Origin of the sequence: Flavobacterium luteum (genome assembly GCF_008806775.1) — a bacterium.
Taxonomy (GTDB): domain Bacteria; phylum Bacteroidota; class Bacteroidia; order Flavobacteriales; family Flavobacteriaceae; genus Flavobacterium; species Flavobacterium luteum.
Window position 1 is genome coordinate 700712 of record NZ_WAEM01000002.1, and the last position, 16083, is coordinate 716794.

The window sequence follows — 16083 nt, forward strand, 5'->3', positions numbered from 1 at the left end:
TTATTGCATTTCATAGACTAATTAAGTTATGTAACGATAAAATATGTCTCTATATTCCTATTTATATATATTTACCGCATTACTAATCAACATATTAAAAAGTCATGAAAAAAACGCCCCTGTATTTTATTGCTTTACTTCTCATTTTTTTTACAAATTCTGCAATAAGTCAAAGCATAGTTATAAACGAAATTTTAACCTCTAATACTACCATCAATAAAGATGAAGATGGAAGTTATCAAGATTGGATTGAACTAAAAAATAATGAGGCAACATCAGTAAACTTAACTGGTTTTGGTTTAACAGATGATGCCTTATTACCTTACAAATGGATTTTTCCTAATGTTTCTATTGGTGCAGGGCAATACTTACTGGTTTGGTGTTCAGACAAAAACCGAACAAATTCTACAAAACCGCTTCATACTAACTTTAAATTAAGTTCTGATAGTGAAACAATTACTTTGACCAATAAGTCTGGTGTAGCTTTAAACACTACTACAACTCCTGCAATGTTACAAAATATTTCTTATGGTCGTATCCCAAACGGAACAGGAGATTTTAAATTTTTCAGTACTGTAACTCCCGAAGCCGCAAATGGGTCTGTTGCTTTTACAGAAGCGTTAAGTCCGCCAACATTCTCTAGAGATTCTGGGTTTTTAACCTCTGGCTTTGATCTAATGCTTTCAACAACCACTACAGACGCTACTATTTTATATACCTTAGATGGTTCTGAACCTCAACTTTCTAATTTAGGAGGAACTACTTATAGTTACAAAAACCAATATCCGGAGCGCCCTGGTGACGCAACTGGACCATTATTAACAAAAAATTATACAACATTACAATATAGCACTCCTATAGCAATTGTTGATCGCACAAGTCAAGAGAATAAAATTGCCTCGATTTCAAGTACCTATTCTTTTAACCCAACTTATATTCCTACATCGCCTATTTTCAAAGGAACTGTTGTTAGAGCAAAATTAGTTAAACCTGAATCTTTAGATAGTAAAACGGTTACCAATACTTATTTTATTTCGCCTCAAGGTGCTAAAAGATTTTCATTGCCCATAGTGTCTTTAAGTCTTGATGAAGATAAATTATTCGATTACGATAAAGGAATATATGTGGCAGGTGTAGACTTTGATAATTGGAGAGAAGCCAATCCCACATCAGACCCAGCCTGGAAAGAAAACATTTGTAATTACTGGAGAAGAGGTATTGAAAATGAAAAAGTAGCTAATATGACTTATTTCATTGATGGATTACCTGTTTTAAATACTGATATCGGAATTCGCATCCACGGTGGTGGATCTAGAGGACTTCAAAGCAAGTCGCTAAATTTATATGCCCGTTCTGAATATGGAACTAAATCTCTTGACTATAAATTTTTTAATAATAAAACAGATGATAAATTTGAAAGTTTAGTACTTCGAAATGCGGGTAATGATTTTAAAGGATCACTTTTTAGAGATGCTTTAGCCCAACGATTGATAAAATCTTTAAACTGTATTACAGAATCATATCAACCAACGGTTTCATTTGTAAATGGAGAGTTTTGGGGGATTTTAAACATTCGTGAACGCTATGATGATGACTATTTTAAAAGAACTTTCAATATAGACCAAACCGAATTAGATTATTTAGAAGATCAAGGAAAGTCATATAATGCATCTTATGGCGATCATATTGATTATCAAAATATGATTAGTTACATTACCAAAAATAGTTTAGCAAATGATACTAATTACAATTATATCAAAACCAGATTAGACCCTGATAGTTTTAGTGATTATTATATATCTAATGTCTATCTTCAAAATAGTGATTGGCCAGGAACAAATATCCAATTTTGGAGAAAAAGAACAACTGGTTACTTACCAAATGCTCCTTATGGTAATGATGGAAGATGGCGTTGGGCCTTCCATGATTTAGATACAACTTTTGGATTTACTTACAGTGATGTAACCTATAATACTTTAGCATTAGCGACTGCTGCTAATGGACCAGTATACCCAAATCCAGCTTGGTCAACTCTAATTTTACGAAAATTATTAGAAAATTCCTGTTATAAAAATGATTTTATAAATCGTTTTGCCGATTTAATGAATACTACTTTCTTACCCTCTAGATTACTTTCCATGATTGATGAAATGAAAGGTGTGATTTATCCAACACTTCCAGAACATATTTCTCGATGGAAATCTCCAGCCAAAAAAAGCGATTTTGATTGGTTTATAAATTGGGAGAAAAAATTTGCTGTAGAAAGACCAGCTGCTCAGAGAGATCATATTCGTTCTCAATTTGGAATAACTTCAAACATTAATGCAACTTTAAATGTTTCAAATTCAAATGATGGTTATATAAAAATAAATACAATTGAAGTTAAAGCAGGAACAGATGGAATAACCTCAAATCCTTATCCTTGGACTGGTATTTATTTTTCTAGCATTCCTGTAAAATTGAAGGCTATTGCTTATCCTGGATTTGTATTCAGTAAATGGACTGGCGCATCAGATAGTACAAATCCTGAAATTACTGTAACATCTGAAACAAGTTTTAATGTTACAGCTGTATTTGTTCCAGAAGCTGTAGCATCGAGTCAACCCATTTACTACTGGATGATGAATTCAACAATTGCCAACAATATTCCTTTAGAAACTTTAACTGCATCATACAAAACAGGAACAGCTGATGCTGTAATTCAACACCAATCGTGTTTAGTAGGTTATCCTTTTGTTTCTACTGATGTGGTAAACTGGAGAAAAGCTTCCATGGAAAGGAGAAATAGTCCAACGGATATCAACTATATTCCTATAGTAAATAATAACCTTCCTTTCACCACTAGTGATATGAAAGGATTACAAATTAAGGAACCTTTACAAAGTGGAAGCTTAGAAAATAATTTAATTTTTAATATTTCGACCGTTGGTCAAAAAGATATTAAAATTTCTTTTGCTGCAATAAATGAATTAACAAACGCTACTGCAATAATTGTCGATTATTCGGTTAATGAAGGAACTCCTGTCTGGATAACTTCGGGTCTGACTTCAAGCTCATTCCCTTTGACCAATGCCTATCAATTATTTAATATTAATTTTGCAACCATAACAGCCGCAAATAACAATGCTGATTTTAAAATTCGTTTACGCTTTTCTGGAACGAATATGACAGCCGACACTGGTGCTAGAATTACTTTTAATAATATTGCGGTTTACGGAACCCAAATTACCTTATCAATGGTTTCGAACACTGCTTTGGAATTTTCTGTTTATCCTAATCCCTTTTCTGATAATATAAACATCGTCGGAATGAATCAATCCGAAAATGCAATCTACAACTTATTTACAATTGATGGTAAATTAATTAAAAAAGGTAGATTAGAAGAAAACAATCAAATACATTTGAATGACGTGTCTAAAGGATTGTATTTATTGCAATTAACTTCTAATGGTAAAACAGAAACAAAAAAAATAATTAAAAAATAATCTATTTAATACTACTTATACTAGGAGTTAATAGTGGCACTATTAACTCCTTTTTTTTATTACCTTTTGTCGGATTTATTTGTTTTATATCGTTTAAATTTAACAGTTTGTTGACTATAGTTGTAACTTCATCGACTAACTATTAAGTTGTATGAAAAAAATTACTTTTCTATTTTGTTTATATTTTTTAATTTGCTCTTCGAAAGCTATTTTTTCTCAAAATATTGTCATTAACGAAATTCTAGCTTCTAATACTAATTCTATTCAGGATGAAGACAGTTCTCGCCAAGATTGGATAGAATTGTATAACTCTGGAGCTACTGCTGTAAATTTTTTAGGCTTTGGCTTGTCAGACGACCCTCTACTTCCGTACAAATGGACTTTCCCAAATGTTTCCTTAGGTGCAGGACAATATTTAATTATTTGGGCTTCAGATAAAAACAGGTCTGTTGCTGGAAATCCTTTACATACCAACTTTAAAATTAGTGCTTCAGGAGAAGCGCTTTTTCTTACCAATACGTCTGGAGTAACAATTAATAGCGTTCCTGCGGTTAGTCTGCAAGCAGATGCTTCTTATGGTCGCTTTCCGAACGGAATCGGTCCGTATGTTTTTTTTGAATCTCCAACTCCAAATGCTGTAAATGCAGCTGCTGGTTTTTCTGAAGCTTTAAGTCCGCCTGTTTTTTCTCAAGCTTCTGGTTTTTTAACGTCGGGATTTAATTTATCCATTTCCTCTCCAGATCCTGGAACAACTATCATATATACTCTTGATGGTTCTGAACCCGACGAAAACAACTTAAGCGGAACAACATATAATTATAAAAATCAATACCCTAAATTACCAGGACAAGCATTTGGCCCATTCCTTTTTAACAGTTTCAAAACATTACAATATACTGCCCCTATTGCTATTTCAGACAGAACTCCTCAACCCAATAAGATTTCTGTAATGTCTACTACTTATGATTTTACACCTCCATACTTTCCTAATGGCACCATTTACAAAGGAAATGTTATTAGGGCCAAAGTTATAAAGCCAGGTGCTTTGTCTAGTAAAGTGGTTTCTAGAAATTATTTTATTACTCCTTCGGGTTCAACTAAATATTCACTTCCTGTACTTTCGTTTTGTTTTGATGAAAATGATTTATACGATTATGAAGATGGGATTGTAGTGGCTGGAATAGATTTTGACAACTGGAGAACAGCAAACCCAACAAAAACACCTTCAAGGCAAATTGGAAATTTTGAAAGAGATGGAATTGCTAATGAGCGTAAAGCCAATATGCACTATTTTGTAAATGGTTTAGAAAAAATAAATCAAGATGTTGGTATTAGAATTCGAGGTGCCTTCTCAAGAGTATATCCTAGTAAATCTTGGAATATTGCCGCTCGTTCTGATTTTGGTGATGATAACTTATCTTATAAATTTTTTGCTGACGAACCGTTTACTAGTTACGAAAGATTAAGCGCAAAAAGTGGCGGAAGCGATTTTTACAATACCATGTTTAGAGATGCCCTAAACCATCAATTAGTAAAAGACTTAAGAATGGAAACGGAGTCTTTTCAGCCAATGGTAGTATTTATGAATGGTGAATATTGGGGCCTTCTTAACATGCGAGAAAAATATGATAATAATTATTTTAAGCAAGTTTACAATATTGATGCTGTCGATTTATTAGAAAATCAAGGTGCAGTTCAAGAAGGAGATGCAATAGATTATAATAATATGTATTCTTATATCTCAAGTAATAGTTTTACCAGCAATGCTAATTATGCCTATATTCAAACTAGGATGGATACGGATAATTTTATAGATTATTTTACAACAAATATTTTCGCTCAAAATGATGACTGGCCAGGAAATAATATTGTTTATTGGAGAAAAAAAACTGCTGGTTTTGTTTCTAATGCTCCATACGGTCATGACGGGAGATGGCGTTGGGCCATTCATGATATGGATAGTACTTTAGGTAAACCAGATCATAATTCATTAGCTGATGCAACCTCAACAACAGGTACGAGTCCAAATCCGCCATGGTCTACGCTTATTCTAAGAAAGTTATTAGAGAACAATACGTTTAAAAATGATTTTATCAATCGGTTAGCCGATTTGATGAATACAAATTTTATTTCTTCTAGAATTGTTGCAAAAATTAATGAAATTTCTGCAATCATTGCTCCTGAAATGAATGATCAGTATTTCAGATGGAAAGCACCTCTTGATAATGGAGATTGGCAATATCACTTAAATAAAGAAAAAGATTTCGCCAATGAAAGACCCGCTTTTCAAAGAGGTCACATTCGTTCTAAATTCGGGATTTCATCAAATATAAATGCGAATTTAAATGTATCAAATTATGATCATGGATATATCAAAATAAGTACTATTGATATTAAAGATGGAACTCCTGGAATTACAGGAAATCCATATCCGTGGACTGGAATTTATTTTAGTGGAATTCCGCTTAAGCTTAAAGCAACTGCAAAACCTGGATTTGTTTTTAGTAATTGGACTGGAGCTTCAACTAGTAGTGATTCAGAAATCACAATTACTCCAACAGCCAATTTTTCTATTACAGCTGTATTCGTTCCAGATGGCATTGTAGATATTAGTGTTCCTATCTATTTCTGGATGATGGATGGGAATATTGTTAATGGAGCACAATTGACTACTCTAAATTCAACTTATGAACTAGCATCTAATGGCGTAATTCAATACCAATCTTGTAATTCTGGTTATCCTACAACAAATGCAGGAAAGTCCTCTATGGAAAGAAGAAATCTTCCTACAACTATCAATTACAGACAAGCGGTTAACGGAAATATTGCCTATCCTGCTGATATGAGAGGAATTCAAATCAAACAACCTTTCCAAAACGGTGTGTTAGAAAACACAATGGTATTCAATTTTTCCACAAGTGGATATAAAAAAATTAAATTCTCATTTGCAGGAATTGACGAAGGTGCCGCAAGTGCCATATCAATTGACTACTCTGTTAATTCAGGTTCGCCTATTTGGATAACTACGGATCTAATTACAACATCTTTACCTTTAACTTCTTCTTATCAATTATTTCAAGTTGATTTTTCTACCATAACATCGGTAGATAATAATTCGAATTTTAAAATTCGTTTTCGTTTTACTGGGCCAAATATGACAGAAGATTTAGGAAAGCGAGTAACCTTTAATAACATCGCTGTTGATGGGGTAAAATTACCTCTATCATATCTTTCTCCTAATGTTTTTAGTGTGAGTGCTGCTATTGCAAATTTAGTGCCTTCAACAACAAGAGTTATGACTGGTTATAGTGTTTTCCCTAACTTACCTTCGGGCTTAACTTTGAATACTTCTTCTGGGATTATTTCAGGTACACCAATTGTAACTTCATTAGCATCAAATTATTTGGTCACGGGAACTTATGCAACAGGAACCGAAACTTTTAACATAAATATTACTGTTAAAGATATTGCACCTAGTTCTTTAAGTTATGCTTCTCCTAATATATTTACTAGAAATACAGGCATTAGTAATTTAACACCCACTTCATCTGGCGGATTAGTGGTAAGCTATAGTGTTTCTCCTAATTTACCTACAGGATTGTCTTTAGATATAACTACTGGTGAAATTTCAGGAATCCCAACAGTTCTTACTCCAGCTGCTACTTATACTATGACGGCTGTGAATTCAGGTGGGTCGACTTCGTTTGATGTCGTGATTACTGTCAATGATGTCGCGCCTTCGGCTCTTTCGTATGCTTCTCCGAATGTGTTTACTAAAAATAGTGCGATTGTTGCTTTAAATCCTTCTCTTAGTGGTGGTGCGGTGTTGAGTTATTCGATTAGTCCTGCTTTGCCTAGTGGGTTGTCATTTAATACTTCTAGTGGAGTGATTTCTGGAACGCCTACGGCTATTGCTGGTGCTGCTACTTATACCGTTATTGCTGTTAATTCGGGTGGATCGACTTCGTTTGATGTTGTGATTACTGTGAATGATGTTGCGCCTTCGTTACTTTCGTATTCTTCTCCGAATGTGTTTACAAGAAATTCTGCGATTGTTGCTTTAAATCCTTCTGTTAGTGGTGGCGCGGTGTTGAGTTATACTATTGCTCCTACTTTACCTGCTGGATTGTTTTTCAATACTTCTAGTGGGGTGATTTCGGGAACGCCAACTGCTATTGCTGGTGGTGCTACTTATACCGTTACTGCTGTTAATTCGGGTGGATCGACTTCGTTTGGTGTTGTGATTACTGTGAATGATGTTGCGCCTTCGTTACTTTCGTATTCTTCTCCAAATGTGTTTACTAAAAATTCTGCGATTGTTGCTTTAAATCCAACTGTTAGTGGTGGTGCGGTGTTGAGTTATTCGATTAGTCCCGCTTTGCCTAGTGGCTTGTCGTTTAATACTGCTAGTGGTGTCATTTCTGGAACGCCTACGGCTATTGCTAGTAGTGCTACTTATACCGTTATTGCTGTTAATTCGGGTGGATCGACTTCGTTTGATGTTGTGATTACGGTGAATGATGTTGCGCCTTCGTTACTTTCGTATTCTTCTCCAAATGTGTTTACTAAAAATTCTGCGATTGTTGCTTTAAATCCAACTGTTAGTGGTGGTGCAGTGTTGAGTTATTCGATTAGTCCCGCTTTGCCTAGCGGGTTATCGTTTAATACTGCTAGTGGAGTGATTTCTGGAACGCCTACGGCTATTGCTAGTAGTGCTACTTATACTGTGACGGCTATCAATTCTGGTGGGTCGACTTCGTTTGAAGTGGTGATTACTGTGAATGATGTGGCGCCTTCGGCTCTTTCGTATGCGTCTCCAAATGTGTTTACTAAAAATTCTGCGATTGTTGCTTTAAATCCAACTGTTAGTGGTGGTGCAGTGTTGAGTTATTCGATTAGTCCCGCTTTGCCTAGCGGGTTATCGTTTAATACTGCTAGTGGAGTGATTTCTGGAACGCCTACTGCTATTGCTGGTCTTGGTACTTATATCGTGACGGCTGTTAATTCGGGTGGGTCGACTTCCTTTGATGTTGTGATTACTGTCAATGATGTCGCGCCTTCGGCTCTTTCGTATTCTTCTCCGAATGTGTTTACTAAAAATAGTGCGATTGTTGCTTTAAATCCTAGTGTTAGTGGTGGTGCGGTGTTGAGTTATTCGATTAGTCCCGCTTTGCCTAGTGGGTTGTCATTTAATACTGCTAGTGGAGTCATTTCTGGAACGCCTACGGCTATTGCTGGTGCTGCTACTTATACCTTGACAGCTTTGAATTCAGGCGGGTCGACTTCGTTTGGTGTGGTAATTACTGTGAATGATGTTGCGCCTTCGTTACTTTCGTATGCGTCTCCGAATGTGTTTACTAAAAATTCTGCGATTGTTGCTTTAAATCCTTCTGTTAGTGGTGGCGCGGTGTTGAGTTATACTATTAGTCCTGCTTTGCCTGCTGGATTATCTTTTAATACGACTAGTGGGGTGATTTCGGGAGTGCCTTTTGTTACAAGTCCAACAACCATTTACACAGTGAATGCAGCGAATTCTGGTGGGTCGACTTCTTTTGATGCGGTGATTACCGTGAATGATGTTGCGCCAAATACATTTAGTTATCCTTCACCAAATGTTTTTACTAAAAATAGTGCGATTGTTGCTTTAAATCCTAGTGTTAGTGGTGGTGCGGTGTTGAGTTATTCGATTAGTCCCGCTTTGCCTAGTGGGTTGTCATTTAATACTGCTAGTGGAGTGATTTCTGGAACGCCTACGGCTATTGCTGGTGCTGCTACTTATACCGTTATTGCTGTTAATTCGGGTGGATCGACTTCGTTTGATGTTGTGATTACTGTGAATGATGTTGCGCCATCGACTCTTTCGTATTCTTCTCCGAATGTGTTTACTAAAAATAGTGCGATTGTTGCTTTAAATCCTAGTGTTAGTGGTGGTGGGGTGTTGAGTTATTCGATTAGTCCCGCTTTGCCTAGTGGGTTGTCATTTAATACTGCTAGTGGAGTGATTTCTGGAACGCCTACGGCTATTGCTGGTGCTGCTACTTATACCGTTATTGCTGTTAATTCGGGTGGATCGACTTCGTTTGAAGTGGTGATTACTGTGAATGATGTGGCGCCTTCGGCTCTTTCGTATGCGTCTCCAAATGTGTTTACTAAAAATTCTGCGATTGTTGCTTTAAATCCTAGTGTTAGTGGTGGTGCAGTGTTGAGTTATTCGATTAGTCCTGCTTTGCCTAGCGGGTTATCGTTTAATACTGCTAGTGGTGTGATTTCTGGAACGCCTACGGCTATTGCTGGTGCTGCTACTTATACTGTGACGGCTTTTAATTCGGGTGGATCGACTTCGTTTGATGTTGTGATTACGGTGAATGATGTTGCGCCTTCGGCTCTTTCGTATGCGTCTCCGAATGTATTTACTAAAAATAGTGCGATTGTTGCTTTAAATCCTAGTGTTAGTGGTGGTGCGGTGTTGAGCTATGCTATTAGTCCTGCTTTGCCTAGTGGGTTGTCATTTAATACTTCTAGTGGAGTGATTTCTGGAACGCCTACGGCTATTGCTGGTGCTGCTACTTATACCGTTATTGCTGTTAATTCGGGTGGATCGACTTCGTTTGATGTTGTGATTACGGTGAATGATGTTGCGCCTTCGTTACTTTCGTATTCTTCTCCAAATGTGTTTACTAGAAATAGTGCGATTGTTGCTTTAAATCCAACTGTTAGTGGTGGTGCGGTGTTGAGTTATTCGATTAGTCCTGCTTTGCCTAGTGGCTTGTCGTTTAATACTGCTAGTGGTGTCATTTCTGGAACGCCTACGGCTATTGCTAGTAGTGCTACTTATACTGTGACGGCTATCAATTCTGGTGGGTCGACTTCGTTTGAAGTGGTGATTACTGTGAATGATGTGGCGCCTTCGGCTCTTTCGTATGCGTCTCCAAATGTGTTTACTAAAAATTCTGCGATTGTTGCTTTAAATCCTAGTGTTAGTGGTGGTGCAGTGTTGAGTTATTCGATTAGTCCTGCTTTGCCTAGCGGGTTATCGTTTAATACTGCTAGTGGAGTGATTTCTGGAACGCCTACGGCTATTGCTGGTCTTGGTACTTATATCGTGACGGCTGTTAATTCAGGTGGATCGACTTCGTTTGGTGTGGTAATTACTGTGAATGATGTTGCGCCTTCGGCTCTTTCGTATGCGTCTCCGAATGTATTTACTAAAAATAGTGCGATTGTTGCTTTAAATCCTAGTGTTAGTGGTGGTGCGGTGTTGAGCTATGCTATTAGTCCTGCTTTGCCTAGTGGGTTGTCATTTAATACTGCTAGTGGAGTGATTTCTGGAACGCCTACGGCTATTGCTGGTGCTGCTACTTATACCGTTATTGCTGTTAATTCGGGTGGATCGACTTCGTTTGATGTTGTGATTACGGTGAATGATGTTGCGCCTTCGTTACTTTCGTATTCTTCTCCAAATGTGTTTACTAAAAATTCTGCGATTGTTGCTTTAAATCCAACTGTTAGTGGTGGTGCGGTGTTGAGTTATTCGATTAGTCCTGCTTTGCCTAGTGGCTTGTCGTTTAATACTGCTAGTGGTGTCATTTCTGGAACGCCTACGGCTATTGCTAGTAGTGCTACTTATACTGTGACGGCTTTTAATTCGGGTGGATCGACTTCGTTTGATGTTGTGATTACGGTGAATGATGTTGCGCCATCGAATCTTTCTTATCCGTCTCCGAATGTGTTTACTAAAAATAGTGCGATTGTCGCTTCAAATCCTAGTGTTAGTGGTGGTGCAGTGTTGAGCTATGCTATTAGTCCTGCTTTGCCTAGCGGGTTATCGTTTAATACTGCTAGTGGAGTGATTTCTGGAACGCCTACGGCTATTGCTGGTGCTGCTACTTATACTGTGACGGCTTTTAATTCGGGTGGATCGACTTCGTTTGATGTTGTGATTACTGTGAATGATGTTGCGCCATCGACTCTTTCGTATTCTTCTCCGAATGTGTTTACTAGAAATAGTGCGATTGTTGCTTTAAATCCTAGTGTTAGTGGTGGTGGGGTGTTGAGTTATTCGATTAGTCCTGCTTTGCCTAGCGGGTTATCGTTTAATACTGCTAGTGGAGTGATTTCTGGAACGCCTACGGCTATTGCTGGTCTTGGTACTTATATCGTGACGGCTGTTAATTCAGGTGGATCGACTTCGTTTGATGTTGTGATTACTGTCAATGATGTCGCGCCTTCGTTACTTTCGTATTCTTCTCCGAATGTGTTTACTAAAAATAGTGCGATTGTTGCTTTAAATCCTAGTGTTAGTGGTGGTGCAGTGTTGAGTTATGCTATTAGTCCTGCTTTGCCTAGTGGGTTGTCTTTGAATACTGCTAGTGGTGTGATTTCGGGAGTGCCTTTTGTTACAAGTCCAACAACCATTTACACAGTGAATGCAGCGAATTCTGGTGGGTCGACTTCTTTTGATGCGGTGATTACCGTGAATGATGTTGCGCCAAATACATTTAGTTATCCTTCACCAAATGTTTTTACTAAAAATACAAATATTATAAATTTATCTCCTTCTATTTCAGGAATTGTATTAAGCTATAGCATTGCTCCTACTTTACCTGCTGGATTGTTTTTCAATACTTCTAGTGGGGTGATTTCGGGAACGCCAACTGCTATTGCTGGTGGTGCTACTTATACCGTTACTGCTGTTAATTCGGGTGGGTCGACTTCCTTTGATGTTGTGATTACTGTCAATGATGTCGCGCCTTCGGCTCTTTCGTATGCTTCTCCGAATGTGTTTACTGTAGGAAATAGTATTTTAGAATTAATTCCTACTTATGAAGGAATTATTAATAATTTTAATATTGTTCCAGATTTGCCAAATGGTTTATCAATAGATGCTTCAACTGGTATTATTTCTGGTATTCCTAAAACAGATTCAGAAACAAAATCGTATATAATTACAGGGACTAATACTAATGGTAGTACTTCATTTGAGATAGAAATTAAGGTTGATAATACTTTAACTATTGATACTAATAATTTGAAAAATATTAAAGTTTTCCCTAATCCTTTTAATGAAATACTTTTTTTATCAGGTATATCAAGTTCCATATCATACAAAATATTTGGAATTGAAGGTAAGTTAATACAAAGAGGTGATGTGGTTAATTCTAAAATAGAGTTAAGTAATTTGCCTAATGGAGTATATTTTTTAAAATTGATTTCAGAAGGAAGAGAAGAAATAAAAAAAATAATTAAGAAATAAATAAACATAAAAAGAGGCTAAAATCACATCACATGAAATAGCCTCTTTTTAATTTCAATTTTTAATTCATTAATTGTAAAATTTCAAAGAATCGGCCCACTCCTTTATTGAAATATGAAATTCAGCCTTTATTTTTGATTTATCTAAAACACTATATTTTGGACGTACTGCTGGTGTTGGGAATTCAGAAGTTGGTATAGGCTTTAAATCAATAATTGTATTATTGATATTAAATATTTCTTTAGCAAAACCATACCAGCTTGTATTTCCTTCATTACTAAAATGATAAATTCCGTAATTTTTGCTTCCGCTTAAAATAATTTTAACAAGGGCTTGAGCCAAATCGATTGCATGTGTTGGAGTACCTATTTGATCATTTACAACGTTTAATTTATCTCTTTCTTTTGATAATTTAAGCATTGTTTTCATAAAATTATTTCCAAATGACGAATACAACCAAGATGTCCTTACAATGAAATAATGCTTTAGATTTTTAATGATTTCCATTTCTCCTTCTCTTTTTGTTTTACCGTAAACTCCTTGTGGATTTGTGGTGTCTTCTTCGGTATAAGGAGTTTCTTTAATTCCATCAAAAACAAAATCAGTAGAAACATGAATTAATGTTGCATAAAATTCATTACATATTTGAGCCATGTTTTTGGCTCCTATAACATTTACAAGAGATGCTTTTTCGGTTTCGGTCTCTGCCTTATCTACTGCAGTATATGCTGCTGCGTTAATACAGAAATCTGGTTTAATTAAAGAGAAGATTTCTTTAATATTGTTTTTATTTGTAATATCTAATTCCGATGAAGAGTAAAAATGAAATTGAATGTCAGAATAATGCTTCGAAATAAATTGTAAAGATTGTCCTAACTGACCGTTAGCACCCGTAACTAAAACTACCATGCTTTTCTAGCGTTTTTCAAAGTTGGTTGTACTTTGTCTTTTTCTGAAATATGAAATTGACTTTCCGGGATACCCCAATCGATATTAATCGCTTGGTCACTATATAAAACACCTGCTTCACTTTCTTTATTATAAAAATTATCGCATTTATAAAAAAATGTAGCTGTGTCACTCAACACTAAAAAGCCATGTGCAAATCCCTTTGGAATAAAAAATTGATTTTGATTCTCAGCAGATAACAGAGCAGAAACATATTGTCCAAAGGTTTTAGAATTTGGACGAATATCAACTGCTACATCTAACACTTCTCCAGATAATACTCGAACCAATTTTGATTGAGCATGATCTCCAACCTGATAATGTAATCCTCTTAATACTCCTTTTGACGAAAAAGACTGATTGTCTTGAACAAAATGAATGTTTTGACCTATTCCTTTTTGAAATGTTTTTTCATTGAAACTTTCCATAAAATAACCTCTATCATCAATGATTATTTTTGGTTCAATAATAAAACACCCTTCTAATTTTGTAGCGATGAAATTCATACAACTATATTATACTTATTAAATGACTACCATAACCACTTTTTAATAATGGTTGTGCTAATATTTTTAATTGATTAGCGTCTATGTAACCCATTCTAAAAGCTGCTTCTTCTATTGAGCCTATTTTTAATCCTTGACGCTCTTCAATAACTTGAACAAATTGTCCTGCTTGCATCAGAGAATTAAATGTTCCTGTGTCAAGCCAAGCAGTTCCTCTGTCGAGAATGCTTACCTTTAACTTGCCTCTTTCAAGATATTCTTTATTAATATCTGTTATTTCTAGTTCTCCTCTATGGCTTGGTTTTATGTTAGCTGCAATTTCAACTACTTCATTATCATAAAAATAAATTCCTGGAACAGCATAATTTGATTTTGGATGCTCTGGTTTCTCTTCTATAGAAAGTACTTTACCGTCACTATCAAAATCAACTACTCCATAACGTTCGGGATCATGAACATGATAAGCATATATAATTCCTCCATCTGGATTATTATTTGCTAATAATAAATCAGATAATCCCGTTCCATAAAATATATTATCTCCAAGAACTAAAGCTACTTTATCATTTCCTATAAACTCTTTCCCAATAATAAATGCTTCTGCTAACCCATTAGGGTTTTCTTGAACAGCATATTCAAAACGACAACCTAATTTTTTTCCATCACCTAATAATTGGCTAAATAAAGGTAAATCGTGTGGTGTAGAAATAATTAATATCTCTTTAATCCCTGACAACATTAGTGTTGATAAAGGATAATAAATCATTGGTTTGTCATAAATAGGCATTAACTGTTTGCTAACAGCTAATGTTAGTGGATGTAATCTTGTTCCTGAGCCACCGGCTAATATTATTCCTTTCATAGCAATCTGTTTTAGAATGTTATTGGGTTAATTTTGGTTTGCTTTTTCAGCTTGCTTTTTATAAAAACTGATGAAAATATGTATCAAGATAAAAATAAAAGTAAACAAAAACGGTAAAATGAATTTTAACTTTCCGTTAATTGATTTAGTGTTTTCAATGTTTAAAGAGGTACTATTCTCTTTTATTATTTTATCTGCGCTGACGAGTTGTAACCTAAGGTATCCTTTTTCTGATATTAACTTATTCTTTGTTTCTATAGCATCATTTAATTGAGTGTTCTCATTATAATATACTAACTTATCGCTTTTAATATTTTGGCTACTATCTGTTTTCTTTGTGAAATTATTTAAAAACCCATCTATTTGAGCAATAATATCATCATTAGCTTTTATTTTTAATTGGATATTGTTAATCTCTTGCTTTTGAACTTTACTGTAAAAGGAGCTTTTGTTAAGAAAATTTAAAATTGGTTCAACAGTTTCCTTAACATCGTTTTTATTTGTTGTGCTTATTGTTATTAAATAATGAGAATAGCTTTTACTCATTACTTTGTCTTCAACAATTTTCTTTATATCTCCGTTTTCAACCATTAACTTTAATAATTCAAAACTTTGATTGTTTTCACTTGCTGAGTTTATAAATTTATTTAAGTCAACTATAGGATTTATATTAATTTTTATGACAAAATTAGGCTCTTTTATACCTATCTGTTTTAAAAATACAAGGTCGCCTTCTTTAATTTTAGATTCAATTAAATTTATTTTAGAATATAAATAGTCTGTGCTTTTAAAATTGGGCTCAACTATAATTTGATGATCGAAAGTCTTGTAAGACTTATCAAAATAAACCCCTAACCCAACTGATATAATTATAATTATTAAAATAATTTTACTTTTTTTTATTAAAAACTGAAGTGTTTTAAAAATTGAAGTGTTAATTTTTTGAAAAAAACTTCCTATTTTTTCTGAAATTAGTGCCAAATCAATTTCTTGATCTTCTATGTTTTTATTTGAGTTTGTGCTCATTAT

General features: G+C 35.0%; 6 protein-coding genes. 2 read left to right on the forward strand and 4 right to left on the reverse strand.

What is annotated here, in order from left to right; genetic code table 11:
• The first annotated feature begins 104 nt into the window (after positions 1-104).
• A complete protein-coding gene (locus F6464_RS06875) occupies positions 105-3485 on the forward strand; it encodes a CotH kinase family protein (protein WP_151107055.1) in 3381 nt (1126 codons plus the stop codon).
• A gap of 151 nt (positions 3486-3636) precedes the next feature.
• The gene (locus tag F6464_RS06880; RefSeq protein ID WP_151107056.1) at positions 3637-12738 is read left to right on the forward strand and encodes a putative Ig domain-containing protein; all 9102 of its coding nucleotides are present in this window, start codon (positions 3637-3639) and stop codon (positions 12736-12738) included.
• A 69-nt stretch (positions 12739-12807) separates the two neighbouring features.
• Here F6464_RS06880 and rfbD read toward each other — a convergent pair whose 3' ends face one another.
• From rfbD to F6464_RS06900, 4 genes are read right to left on the reverse strand one after another with little or no spacing between them, the layout of a single operon-like run.
• Complete coding sequence (rfbD, locus tag F6464_RS06885) at positions 12808-13647, reverse strand: dTDP-4-dehydrorhamnose reductase (protein ID WP_151107057.1); 840 nt, start codon at positions 13645-13647, stop codon at positions 12808-12810.
• Positions 13641-14192, reverse strand: coding sequence for a dTDP-4-dehydrorhamnose 3,5-epimerase (gene rfbC / locus F6464_RS06890; RefSeq protein ID WP_151107058.1), 552 nt, complete (start codon positions 14190-14192; stop codon positions 13641-13643). The genes rfbD and rfbC overlap by 7 nt, the downstream gene beginning before the upstream one ends.
• A 4-nt stretch (positions 14193-14196) precedes the next feature.
• Positions 14197-15054: a glucose-1-phosphate thymidylyltransferase RfbA gene (rfbA, locus tag F6464_RS06895; protein WP_151107059.1), complete on the reverse strand. Its 858-nt coding sequence runs from the start codon at positions 15052-15054 to the stop codon at positions 14197-14199.
• 27 nt (positions 15055-15081) lie between these two features.
• Positions 15082-16080 (reverse strand): hypothetical protein, encoded by a 999-nt coding sequence (locus F6464_RS06900; RefSeq protein WP_151107060.1) that lies wholly within the window; start codon positions 16078-16080, stop codon positions 15082-15084.
• Between the last annotated feature and the right edge of the window lie 3 nt (positions 16081-16083).